This is a genomic window from Streptomyces sp. NH27, assembly GCF_056859195.1.
The window spans coordinates 1-11269 of record NZ_JACEGK010000247.1 but is presented as its reverse complement, the minus strand read 5'-3'; the positions used below and the strand labels follow the sequence as shown (position 1 = coordinate 11269).

General features: G+C 72.0%; 12 protein-coding genes. 5 read left to right on the top strand and 7 right to left on the bottom strand.

All coding sequences use genetic code 11. From position 1 onward, the window contains the following. Positions 1 to 58: 58 nt before the first annotated feature. A complete protein-coding gene (locus AC13HU_RS20620) occupies positions 59 to 1537 on the top strand; it encodes an MBL fold metallo-hydrolase (RefSeq protein ID WP_483043386.1) in 1479 nt (492 codons plus the stop codon). Further along, positions 1534 to 2424, top strand: coding sequence for a hypothetical protein (locus tag AC13HU_RS20615; protein ID WP_483043385.1), 891 nt, complete (start codon positions 1534 to 1536; stop codon positions 2422 to 2424). The genes AC13HU_RS20620 and AC13HU_RS20615 overlap by 4 nt, the downstream gene beginning before the upstream one ends. 65 nt (positions 2425 to 2489) lie before the next feature. On the opposite strand, the gene AC13HU_RS20610 is transcribed toward AC13HU_RS20615, so the two are convergent. The 3 genes from AC13HU_RS20610 to AC13HU_RS20600 all read right to left on the bottom strand — a co-directional run bounded on the left by AC13HU_RS20610 (position 2490) and on the right by AC13HU_RS20600 (position 3495). Beyond that, positions 2490 to 2849: a VOC family protein gene (locus AC13HU_RS20610; RefSeq protein ID WP_483043384.1), complete on the bottom strand. Its 360-nt coding sequence runs from the start codon at positions 2847 to 2849 to the stop codon at positions 2490 to 2492. Between the two features lie 127 nt (positions 2850 to 2976). Next, on the bottom strand, positions 2977 to 3303 hold the full coding sequence (locus AC13HU_RS20605) for a hypothetical protein (protein WP_483043383.1): 327 nt from the start codon (positions 3301 to 3303) through the stop codon (positions 2977 to 2979). Between the two features lie 33 nt (positions 3304 to 3336). Next, positions 3337 to 3495 carry a hypothetical protein gene (locus AC13HU_RS20600; protein ID WP_483043382.1) on the bottom strand — a complete coding sequence of 53 codons (159 nt, stop codon included), beginning with the start codon at positions 3493 to 3495 and terminating at the stop codon, positions 3337 to 3339. Positions 3496 to 3782: 287 nt separating this feature from the next. On the opposite strand from AC13HU_RS20600, the gene AC13HU_RS20595 reads away from it, so the two are divergent. After that, positions 3783 to 4349: a TetR/AcrR family transcriptional regulator gene (locus AC13HU_RS20595; RefSeq protein WP_483043381.1), complete on the top strand. Its 567-nt coding sequence runs from the start codon at positions 3783 to 3785 to the stop codon at positions 4347 to 4349. Positions 4350 to 4522: 173 nt separating this feature from the next. Further along, on the top strand, positions 4523 to 5380 hold the full coding sequence (locus tag AC13HU_RS20590) for an SCO6745 family protein (RefSeq protein ID WP_483043380.1): 858 nt from the start codon (positions 4523 to 4525) through the stop codon (positions 5378 to 5380). Between the two features lie 80 nt (positions 5381 to 5460). On the opposite strand, the gene AC13HU_RS20585 is transcribed toward AC13HU_RS20590, so the two are convergent. The 4 genes from AC13HU_RS20585 to AC13HU_RS20570 all read right to left on the bottom strand — a co-directional run bounded on the left by AC13HU_RS20585 (position 5461) and on the right by AC13HU_RS20570 (position 10194). Beyond that, entirely contained in the window at positions 5461 to 6342 is an 882-nt protein-coding gene (locus AC13HU_RS20585; RefSeq protein WP_483043379.1) for a carbohydrate ABC transporter permease, read from the bottom strand. Then, on the bottom strand, positions 6339 to 7619 hold the full coding sequence (locus tag AC13HU_RS20580) for a carbohydrate ABC transporter permease (protein WP_483043378.1): 1281 nt from the start codon (positions 7617 to 7619) through the stop codon (positions 6339 to 6341). The genes AC13HU_RS20585 and AC13HU_RS20580 overlap by 4 nt, the downstream gene beginning before the upstream one ends. An 89-nt stretch (positions 7620 to 7708) precedes the next feature. Further along, positions 7709 to 8950: a sugar ABC transporter substrate-binding protein gene (locus AC13HU_RS20575; RefSeq protein WP_483043377.1), complete on the bottom strand. Its 1242-nt coding sequence runs from the start codon at positions 8948 to 8950 to the stop codon at positions 7709 to 7711. Between the two features lie 125 nt (positions 8951 to 9075). Next, entirely contained in the window at positions 9076 to 10194 is a 1119-nt protein-coding gene (locus AC13HU_RS20570) for a LacI family DNA-binding transcriptional regulator (protein ID WP_483043376.1), read from the bottom strand. Between the two features lie 187 nt (positions 10195 to 10381). Here AC13HU_RS20570 and AC13HU_RS20565 point away from each other — a divergent pair. Continuing rightward, on the top strand, positions 10382 to 11269 hold an 888-nt coding region (locus AC13HU_RS20565), incomplete at its 3' end, for a glycogen debranching N-terminal domain-containing protein (protein WP_483043375.1).

Here is an 11269-nt window from a genome sequence, read left to right as displayed (position 1 = left end):
CGTCCCGCCCTCCCGGGCCCTCCAGCCCCGGTCCCGCACATCATCGAGGAGGCAATCCGTGGACACCCGCCTGGAGCTGACGTTCCTGGGCCACCAGACCTGGCTGGTCCAGGGCGGCGGCCACCGCGTCCTGATCGACCCCGTCCTCAAGGAGGCGTTCGGCCTGCCCGGCCGGGCCGAGTGCCGGGTGTGGCCGCCGCGCCGGATCGACGCCGGCCTGATGCCCCGCCCGGACGCCGTGGTACTCACCCACGAGCACCTCGACCACTTCCACCTGCCCTCCCTGGACCTGCTGGACCGCGGCGTGCCCGTCTACACCGGGCCGCTGCTGCCCGCCCCGGTCGAGGAGGCGATCGTCCGGCTCGGCTTCGAGGTCCGCCGCCTCGACCACACCACTCCGATCGAGCTGGGGGACCTGCGCGTCACCCTCTACCCGGCCGGCGCCCGGACGCTGTTCTGGGAGGACCGCGTCGTCCAGCCCTGCCTGCGCGTCGGCGACGGACCGGCCGTGTTCATCGCGGTGGACGCCGACCCCTCGGACCTGTACCTGCAGCAGGTCGCCGAGGGCGCCCAGCCCGTGCCGCGCATGGCGGTGGTCTCCAACAACTCCCAGATCGTGCCGCCCGGCATGCCAGCCTCCTCGGTCAACCTGCTGCCCGGCATGGACGGCACCCGCCACAAGAGCGGCCTGAGCGTCCTCAACCAGCTGCTGCTGGAGGTCCTCGCCCCGCTGGAGGGCGTCCAGGACGTGGCGCTGTGCGGCAACGGCTTCCTGCCGCCCGGCTCGCCGCACGGCCCGTTCCTCTGCTCCGATCACCCGCAGATGGCCGAGGCGGCCAACGGGCTGCAGCACCTCTTCCACGTCCACGGCCCGCGCCCGGGCGAGCGGCTCACCGTCCCGGCCTCACCGGCGGAGAAGGTGACAGTCGATCAGGTCGGGTGGGTGCGGATCGACGACGACTTCGAGTACGAGGCGCTGGTCACCCACGCCGCGTTCCTCGCCGACCCCGGCGACGTCCGACTCTCCCCGCTCGCCGAGCTGCCCGCCGGTGCTGACCAGGACCGGGCGCTGGCGGTGGTGAAGGCGGAACTGCCGCGGCTGGGCCGCGAACTGCTGGCCACCGGCACCGGGATGCTGGCGTGCAGCATCCACGAGTACCTCTCCGGCCCGCTCGGCCCCCACCGCGCGGTGCTGCGGCTCAAGGAAGGCCCCGGCGGCGAGCTCTGGCAGTTCGCCTGGGACGTCACCACCGCCGACTTCGTCCAGGTCGAGCCGACCGGCCGCGAGGAGGCGATGGCCGCCTACCCGTTCGGCGCCGAGATGTTCTTCCAGGACTACCACGCCCTGCTCCAGGGGCGCCTGCAGGTGTGGGACGTGGCCGGCGGCGCGATGGAGTGCTGGCACATCGGCCGCCCCCTGGACAGCCTCGTCTACGCCTTCTTCGGCATCTACGGCGAACACCAGCGCCCCGACCTCGCCGCCCTGTCCTACGTGAACCTGGCCGCCGGGATCACCGCCCGGGCGGGAGCCCGGTGACCATCGCCCCGGGCACGGCCGCCCAGGCGCTGACCGGGCTGGCCCGCATCCGCCCCGCCGGGTGGCTGGCCACCCCGATGCCCACCGACCCCGTCGACCTTCTCGTGCGCGCCCGCCAGGCCCTCACCACCGACCACCCCGGCGTGAACGGCCGGGTCAGCGTGGTCAGCGCCCGGTACACCGCCGCGGTGTTCACCGTGCACCGGCCGCCGCCGGAGGTCCCCCTGGTCCTCAAGCTCCACGCCGACCCGGCCGCGTACGCCGGGGAGACCCTGGCGTACGCGCTGCTGGCCGACACCGCGCCGGTCGCCCGGCTGCACGCGGAGGCCGAGGAGTCGCTGTCGCTGCTGCTGGAGTACTTGCCCGAGCCCGCCGACTGGACCGGGGTGGCCATGCCCGCTTTGCTGGCGGAGCGGGTAGCCGCCGTCCACACGGCCTCGCTGCGGCTGCCCGGCGAGGCCGCCGAAGTGATGGCCGGCTTCTCCCTCGCGGCTCTGCACGCCGCCCCGGCTCCGGTCTGGATCACGGACCCGTCCGCGTTCGGCGAGGTGCTGGCCGCGCACCTGGACGCCTACGGCCCGCGCTTGGTGCCGCTGGGCCACCTCGACCTCAAGCCCGAGCACCTGCGCAGGCGTCCGAACGGCGAGGTGGTGCTGCTCGACGTGGAGAGCGTGCGCCCGGACGTGACCGGGCTGATCGACCTGGTCACCCTGCCCGCCGTCCTGCGCCAGGCTGGGTACGAGCTCGGCCCGGACCGGGTGCTGGGCCTGTACCTGGACGCCACTGCCGCGTTCGGCGCCCGCTGGACGGCTCGCTCGCTGAAGGGCGCCTTGCGCGCGTACGCGGCGGCCACCGGACTGGAGAACCTGCACGGCCTGGACGGGTGAACGGACAACGCCCGGTGCCCCGCTGACCACCAGGGTTCAGCGGGGCACCGGGTGTTCGCGTGCCGCTACGGGCCTTCGATGCCGACGATCGTGCCGAAGGGGTCGCGCAGCTGGGCGATCCTGCGGCCGGGCTCGATGGTCAGCGGGCCTCGGTGGTGCTCGCAGCCGGCCGCCAGTAGCCGCATCCGGACCTGGTCGACGTTGTCTACGCCCCAGTACACGACCGGGCTGCCGCCCCGGGGGTTGCGCTCGTCGTCGGCGGGGTGGAAGCCGACCTCGACCCCGCCGATCTCCACCCAGGCGTAGACGGCCCCGCTGTCGCTGACGTCCATCTTCACGGGGACGTCCAGGAGCTCACCCCACCACCGGGCCGACGCCTCGGGGTCCACGGCGAAGGTCATCACGGTACGAACGGTGCTGAACACGGCCCACCTCCACAGGGGTGCCTCACGAGTTCCGGATCTTGGTTCCTGCGCTCCGCGCGGGGGCCTGGAGCATGACACGAAGGCGTCATACCGCCGGTAGCCCCCCGACTTCCGCAACGGCTCGATGTCACGCTGCGAGCTTGGCCCGGCGGGCAGCGCGCCGCCGGTAGGCCCGGGAGCGGCACTTCCCCGAGCAGTACCGCATGTCGATCCGATGGATCGCTCCGGCGAAGGTGATGACGCCGCACTCCGGGCAGGTCAGCAGCCGGACCATGCACCGGTCGCCGAAGTGCTCGGCCTCGGCGAGCACCATCCCGAGCGTCCAGATCCGGTCGGAGGCGACCCTGGACCGATACGCCTGCGAGCGGCAGACGTCGTCGCAGTACCGGTGCCGGGCCGAGGCTTTCATGGGGAGCCGGGCGCCGCAGTTCGCGCAGTACCGGATGCGGGCCACGACTCCAGGGTCGCGCGCCGTCCGGCCGGATGCTCAGCACCGGAGCTCGGCTTCGCCCTGGCCGGCGGCCACGGTCTCCTGCGGCTCCTGGCCGTCCTCGTCGGCCCAGGCGCCAAACGGTCCCGGCAGGCCGGGCTTCTCGGCGCCGAGCTGGAGCGCGCCGCCCTTCATCCGGTGCAGGCTGGGGATCACGGGTGCACCTCTTCGGGCTCGGCGGCGGTGAGAGCGGCGCGCTGGGCGACCAGGCGCTTGCGCAGGTCGGTCTCCTCGGGGGTCCTCGCCGGGAACGACCGGTTGGACCAGGAAGACGGCGGACCGGGTCGAGGGGGTGGATGCGGTGGATGACGGTGACGTCATGGCGAGGGCTCCGATCCGGAACGGGTTGCCGAGTTTCTGACTAACCGGTTGATTAGTAATTCCCATCTGACTCCTCGACCCGACCTTTGTCAACTATCTGGTTAGTGGATAGGCTGGATGTCATGACCAGGGATGCGGAGGCGACCCGCCGCCGGCTGCTGCGCGCGGCGACCGAGGAGTTCGCCGCGTACGGCATCGCGGGCGCCCGGGTGGACCGGATCGCCGCCGCGGCGCAGAGCAACAAGGCGCAGATCTACCACTACTTCGGCAGCAAGGACGGCCTGTTCGACGCGGTCTTCGACGCCATGTGCCGCGAGACCGTGGACGCCGTGCCGATCGACCCGGCCGACCTGCCCGAGTACGCGGGCCGGCTCTTCGACTCGTACGAGGCGCGGCCGTGGGTGCAGCGGCTCGCGACCTGGTACCGGCTGGAGCGGGCCGGCACCGGCGCCCTGATCCCGGTGGTGATGGAGAGCAACGCCGCCAAGATCGAGGCGGTCGCGGGCGCGCAGCGCGACGGCCTGCTGCCCGCCCGGTTCACCGCCGAGGAACTGCTCGGCCTGGTGCTGCACCTGTCGGGCTTCTGGAGTGCCAACACCCCGGAGTTCGATGCCTGCCTGGCCGGGGCCGAAGCGGCCCGCCGCCGCAAGGTCGTCACCGACGCGGTGGCGGCCCTGATCGCGGGGTGAGATGTCGGCGATCGAGGTGGGTGCGGGTGGGTGCGGGTGCGGCGAGTACGGGTGCGGGTGCAGGTGCGGGCTTGTGTGGGCTGGCAAACTGCCGTTTCCCGAGGGGGAGTTGAGAACCGGCCAGGGTTGTACTCGCGGGTAGATTTTCTGCCTGCCGCGCCTACGATGGCCGTATGAGACTCACGGCAGCCCGGCACTGCAACGCCACGTTCAGCCCGCTGCACTCGCTGGTCTACTTCGCGCCCGAGGCCGAGCGGGAGTACACCGCGATCGGCCTGGCACCGGGCGCCATGGCGTACTTCGCCAGCCGGTCGGCGGCCATGGGCGCCGTGGGCGCGGGCACCGTGGCGGCCACCTTCTACAACTTCAACCCCGCGCTGATCGCCCCGGTCATCCCCCGGGCATGGCAGGCCGCCGAGCCGGCGGCCGTGCTGGACGCGCGGTGGCGGGCGGCCGAGGCCACGCTGCGCCGGGTGCTCGGCGAGGACGCCGCCGACGACCCCGAGGTCGCCGAGGCCGCCGCGCTGGCGGCGACCGCCACCGAGGCGTGCGCGGCCCCCGGCCGCCCGCTGTATGCCGCCCACGCCGATCTGGACGTGCCGAAGCTGCCGCCGCTCGCTCTGTGGCACCACGCCGTGCTGCTGCGCGAGCACCGCGGCGACGGGCACATCACCGCGCTGGCCACCGCCGGACTCGACGGGATCGAGGCGCTGATCACCCACACCGCGACCGGCCAGGGCATGACCCCGCAGTTCGCGCGCGCCACCCGCGGCTGGAGCCAGGAGGAGTGGGACGGCGGCTGCGAACGGCTGCGCGAGCGCGGCCTGCTCGACGCGGACGGCGCCCTCACCCCGGCGGGCACCGCACTGCGCCAGGACATCGAGGAGGCCACCGACCGGCTGGCCGCCGACCCCTACCGCCACCTCGGCGAGACCGGCACGGCCCGCCTCACCGAGATCGGCGCCCGCCTGACCCGCCCGGCCATCACGAACGGCGCCCTCCCGGCGGGCATCTTCGCGACGCCGAAGTAGCCCGCGCCGGTCCGTCACGCGGGCGGTGATCGAGCGCTACCAGGCGTCCGGGGCGGGGGACCCGGCCGACCGTGGGTGGATCAGCCCTTGACGGAGCCGGAGTTGGCGCCGCGGACGAAGTGGCGCTGGAAGACGAAGAACAGGATGGCCACCGGGATGGTGGCGAGCAGGGCCGCGGTGAGCTTCAGCGGGTACTGCGTGCCGGCGCTGAGGCTGCCGGAGACGAAGCGGGCCAGGCCGGTGGTCAGGGTCTCGTACTGGGGGGACTGGGTGGCCACGAGGAAGTGGGTGAACTCGTTCCAGGACGACTGGAAGGAGAGGATGGTGAGGGTGATCAGGGCCGGGCGGGCCATCGGTAGCACCACCGACCAGAAGGTGCGGAAGACGCCGGCGCCGTCGATCCGCGCGGCCTCCTCGACCTCCTTGGGCACGGACAGGAAGAACTGCCGCATGATGAACACCCCGGCGGCGTCGACCAGCAGGGGCACGATCATGCCCGCGTAGGTGTCGAACATGCCCAACTGGTTGAGGACCAGGAACTTGGGGATGAGCAGCACCACGCCGGGCACCGACATCACCGTCAGCAGGCCGTTGAAGAGCAGGTTCCGGCCGCGGAAGTCCAGCCGGGCCAGGGCGTATCCGGCGAGGGAGTCGAAGAACACCCGGCCGCCGGTGATGAAGACGGTGACCAGGATGGAGTTGCCCAGCCAGCGCGTGAACGGTATCGACTCGCCCCCGCCGCCGAGCCCGAACAGCCGCCGGTAGGAGTCCAGCGTGAAGGGGTTCGGCAGCAGCGACAGCGGATGGGCCGCCGCGTCGGGATCGGTCTTGAACGACGTCACGAGCTGGATCACGAACGGCAGGATGTACACCACACCCAGCAGCCCGGCCACGCCCAGCACCAGGACGGTGCTCACCGAGGGCCGTGGCCGCCGTTCGGCGTTCCTTCGGATGATGCTCATCGGTTCCTCCCGAGGAGTCGGCGGGCCCGGCTCGGCTGCTCGCCGCGTTCCCGCAGCAGCACCCGCTGCACCAGCGTCATCAGCATGATGATCGCCAGCAGGATGAACGCGATCGCGGCCGCGTGGCCGTAGTCGCTGTCCTGGAAACCGGAGGTGTACGACAGGTAGGCGGGGGTGAGGGTGGTGTTGCCGGGGGCGCCCTGGCTCATCACGTACACCGCGTCGAAGACCTGCCAGGTGCCGATCAACCCGAGGGTGAGCACCAGGAAGATCACCGGGCGCAGCGCGGGCAGGGTGACGTGGCGCAGCGACTGCCAGCGGCTGGCGCCGTCCACCCGGGCCTGCTCCTCCAGTTCCGCGGGAACGTCCTGGAGCGCGGCGAGGAACATCAGCATGAAGGTGCCCGACGTGGTCCACACCGCCAGCACGATGATCGTGCACATCGCGATGGAGGGTCCGGCCAGCCAGTCCCACCAGGACAGCCCGAGCACGCTGTGCGCGGCGAGCGCGTGCACCGGCTTGTTCGGGTCGACCAGGCCGAGCCCGCCGAGCACCGTCCAGACCAGGCCGTGCGCGTCGGTGAACCACTTCGGCCCGGTGATGCCCACCCACTTCAGCAGCGCGTTGACCGCGCCGCTGCCCTGGAAGAGGAAGAGGAAGACGGTGGAGATCGCGATGGAGCTGGTGACGGACGGGAAGAAGAACGCGGTGCGCAGCGGCCCCTTGCGCTTGAGCCGGCGGCTGTTGACCGCGAGCGCCAGGCCCAGCGCCAGCACGGTCTGCAGCGGCACGACCAGCAGCACGTAGTAGAGGTTGTTGCGCAGCGAGATCATGAAGAGCTGGTGGTTCAGGCCGCCGCTGCTGCCGAACAAGTCGGTGTAGTTGCGCACCCCGACGAAGTCGGCCGCCGAGCTGAACGGGTTGGACTGGCCGTCCCAGTGCAGCAGGCTGACCCACAGCGCCATCAGGATCGGGAGCAGCAGGAACAGCCCGAGCACGATCACCATGGGGCTGACGAACAGCCAGCCCCAGCGGCCGTGCTGCCGGCTCATGAGGCTGCCGCGGGATCGGCCGGCCTTCCCGGCCCGTCCGGTGCCGCCGCCCGGCCGGGTCCGCCGGGCGCGCCCGTTGCCGCCGGCCGATCCGGCCTCGCCGGCCTCCCCGGCCTCCCCGGGGGGACCGGCCAGTTCCTTCGCTCCGCCCGGTCCGGTCGACCCCGTCCGACGAACCGCGGGCAGTGCGACGGCCGCCGCGCCGCCCTGCTGCTCCTTGCGCATGTTCCTTCCCTTCACACTGCCCGCTGGTCGGGTGCCGTCGGTCGATCGGACCGTTCGATGCCGTTACGCCGGCCGCTGCCGGCCCGGGATCAGCCGCCCGACTTGAGCGCCGCCGCGCCGTTCTTCTGCAGGCTCGACAGGATCGTCTTCGGGTCGGCGGTGGCCAGCCCGCTCAGATCGGTGTCGAACTGCGCGAGCACCTTCGAGAAGCCGGGGATCGTCACCGGCCCCTGCCCGTAGGACGCGCCGTCGGCGAACGCCTTGTTCGCGGGGTACTTCTCGCTGTACGCGGCCAGTGCGCTGGTCCGGGAGGGCAGCACGCCGTAGGCGCCGGCGAACGACAGTTCCTGCGGCACGGCGGTGAACGCCTTCACCAGGTCGACCGCCGCGTCGTGGTGGGCGCTCTTGTTGGCGACGCCCCAGCAGGTGCTGAACGACAGCGTGCCCTTGCCCGCCGGGCCGTCGGGCAGCGACAGCACCTTGTACCCGACCTTCGGGTAGTCCGACTGCATAGCGCCGGTGAGCCAGTTGCCCTCGATGGTCATCGCGGCCTTCTGGGTGCCCAGCGCCTCGCCGCCCCAGCCGGTGTCGACCTGCTTGGGGAACTTCAGCGCACCTTCCTTCAGCAGCTTCTTGACGTACGTCAGCGCCTCGACGTTCGCGGCGCTGTCGGCGGTCATCTCGGTCTGCCCGGGGTTGGTGATCCAGCCGCCGGCCTGCTTCATGAAGACGCCCAGCTCGTTGTAGGACGCGTCCACCACCAGCCCGGTCGTCTTGGAGTTGGTGAGCCTCTTCGCCACCTTCTCCAGCTGCGGCCAGGTGGTGGGGTAGTCGGCCGCGGTCAGCCCGGCCGCCTTCCACATGTCCGTGTTGATCGCCAGCGCCAGCGTCGAGGTGTCCTTGGGCGCGCAGACGAACTTGCCGTTGTACGAGAACGACTTGCGCAGCGAGTCGGAGAAGTCGTTCTTGTACGACAGTTGGTCACCGTACGGGTACAGCGAGTTGCCCTTGGCGTAGTTGGCGAAGGTGCTGGAGCCGACGTAGAAGACGTCCGGCGGCTTGCCGCCCGCCAGAGCCTGACCGAGCTGCTGGTCGAGGTTCTGCGCCGGGGTCACCGTGACGGTGTTGCCGGTCTTCTTCGCCCAGGCGGCGGCCGCGGACTTCACCGCGTTGGTTTCGGCGTCGCCGGACGAGCCGATCATCACCGTGAGGTGCTGCTTGCCCCCGCCGTCCTGCTTGCTGCTGGAGTCGCTGCCGAAATTCGACGAGCAACCAGTCAGCAGTACGGCGCCGCACAAGGCGGCGGCGGGGGCGGCTCTGCGTACGTTCATCATCACTCCGAGGCTGTACGGGTAGCGGTATGCGGGTATGCGGGTATGCGGGTATATGCGGGTGTGTGAAAGCGAGTGCGGGTCCTGGCCGGGGCCAGGGCCGGGCCAGGGCCCGGGTCCGGGGGCTATTCCGGGTGTGGGTGCGAGTCCGGGTGGGGGTCCGGGGGCGAGGTCCGGGCCGCCCGCTCGTCCTGGTGCGGCGCGGAGCTCTCCCGGGCCACCAGCTCCGGTGCGAGCAGAAGTTGTTGTGGATCGGCCCGCGGGTTCCCGATCCGGTTCACCAGCAGCCGGGTGCAGGCGCGCCCGACTTCCTCCAGCGGCTGGTGCAGGCTGCTGAGGCTCGGCGAGAGCAGTGCGGCGGCAGGCGAGTCGTCGAAGCCGACCACGGCCACGTCCGTGCCCGGGGTGCGGCCGCGCTCGCGCAGCGCCCGGTAGACGCCCAGTGCGAGGGTGTCGCTCACCGCGACCACAGCGGTGACGCTGTTGCCATTGTCCAGCAACGGCGCCACTGCCTGCTGCGCCGCCTTCGCGTCGTCCTCTGCGAATCGTCGCAGACCGCGCACCGGCAGGTCGTGTCGCTCCATCGCCTCGCGCCAGCCGCGGGCCCGGTCGTCGCCGACGCCGGAGCCGCGCGGCCAGCCGAGCAGGCCGATCCGGCGGTGTCCGGCGGCCACCAGGTGGTCAACCGCCTCGGCGGTTCCGTGCGCGCCGTCGACGTCGACCCAGTCGCCAATATCACGTGCGGCCCAGGAGCGGCCGAACCCCACGTACGGGATCTCCCGCTTGGCCAGCCAGCCCGGCCGGCGGTCGCCCCGGTGGGTGTTGCTGAGCACGAACGCGTCCACCGAGTGGTCGCGCAGCAACTGGTCGTAGCGCTCCTGCTCGTTCTCGGCACCGTACGGCGCGGCGAAGAGCAGCACCCGGTAACCGGCCTGGTCGGCCGAGTCCGACAGCGCGTGCAGGAAGCGGTCGGCCACGAACGTGGAGATGGTCGGCGGGGTCGGCGCGAGGCCGTAGCCGATCAGCCGGCTGGAGCGGGTGCGCAGCGAGCGGGCGGCCTGGCTCGGCCGGTAGTCGAGGTCCGCGACCGCCCGGCGAACCCGCTCCAGGGTCTCGCCGGCCAGCAGGTCGGGGGAGTTCAGCGCGTTGGAGACGGTCTGCGCCGACACCCCGGCCCGCTGCGCCACCATGGCCAGCGTTACCGGCTTGCCCCCATTGCCACCTGCGGCTTTGCTACGCGCCACCTACAGCCTCCCTCGTTGTCCGAGTTCCCGCGGCACCACGTTTTCGACGCAGCGCTGCGTTTGATGGAACGATAAAATCCCCTTTAGGTGCTGGTTGGCAAGGGGTAGGGTGCTATTTGATCGATCCAAGTATGGATCAAACCATCGATCCAACCGTCGCCACGACGAGAGGCACAGCACCGTGAACATGGCTGCCCAGGGGCGCTCCGCCGCCGAACCCCCGTCATTCGCGGGCGCCGCGGAAGGGCTCCAGCCGTTCCTGCACGACGCCTGCACGACCGTGTACGCGCCGAGCCTGGCGCTCTCCCGTCGCAGTGGTGACCTGGCGGGCGGGGCGGACGGCTTCTTCCACGGTGACCGGCGGGCGCTGTCCCGGCTTGAGGTGCGCTTCGAGACGGGCGCCGACGCGGATGCGGGCTCCGTACCGGTGCTGCTGGCGCCGCTCGGGCACACGCTGCGGGCGGCCGACGAGACGGCCTACCGCGCGGTGCTGCGCGGTGTGGGCGAAGCCACAGCCGACCCGGCGGTCACGCTCCATCGGGTCCGGCGCTTGACGCCCGGCCGGTTGCGGGAGACGCTGCGGATCACGAACTCCGGCGGCCGGCACGTCTCGCTGACCATGGTGGTGGCCGCGGGCACCGACCTGGCGCGGATGGACGACGTCAAGTCCGGCCGCTTCCTGCGGCTGCGGCCCGCGGCGGCGGCCACCGCCGAGCACGTCGGACCCCTCGACCCCGGTGGCCGTGGCGATTCCGGCAGTTCCGGCGGTACCGGCGCACCTGACAGCGCCGAGACCGCCGCGAACGCCGTGGATGCCGCGGCCACCGGTCTGATCTGGCAGGGCGAGGACGGACTGCGGGTGGTGCTGCGCCCGCAGGCGGACACCGCCGACGCGGTCGCCCTCGCGGACCCGGCCCCGGACGCCGCTGCGCTCACCCTCGCCGGCGCCCCCGCCGTCCGGCCCGAGGACGGCGAGCTGCGCTACCGCGTCGAACTCGCCCCCGGCGCCTCCTGGCAGGCCGCGCTCGAATGCACCGTGCACGACCCGCGGCCCGTGCCGTTCCCGGCCCCCGCC

What these genes read in the sequence shown, in the direction of transcription:
- AC13HU_RS20585 (WP_483043379.1), bottom strand. Translation starts at nt 6,342, where the DNA reads ATGAGCATCATCCGAAGGAACGCCGAACGGCGGCCACGGCCCTCGGTG.
- AC13HU_RS20575 (WP_483043377.1), bottom strand. Translation starts at nt 8,950, where the DNA reads ATGAACGTACGCAGAGCCGCCCCCGCCGCCGCCTTGTGCGGCGCCGTA.
- AC13HU_RS20595 (WP_483043381.1), top strand. Translation starts at nt 3,783, where the DNA reads ATGACCAGGGATGCGGAGGCGACCCGCCGCCGGCTGCTGCGCGCGGCG.
- AC13HU_RS20590 (WP_483043380.1), top strand. Translation starts at nt 4,523, where the DNA reads ATGAGACTCACGGCAGCCCGGCACTGCAACGCCACGTTCAGCCCGCTG.
- AC13HU_RS20580 (WP_483043378.1), bottom strand. Translation starts at nt 7,619, where the DNA reads ATGCGCAAGGAGCAGCAGGGCGGCGCGGCGGCCGTCGCACTGCCCGCG.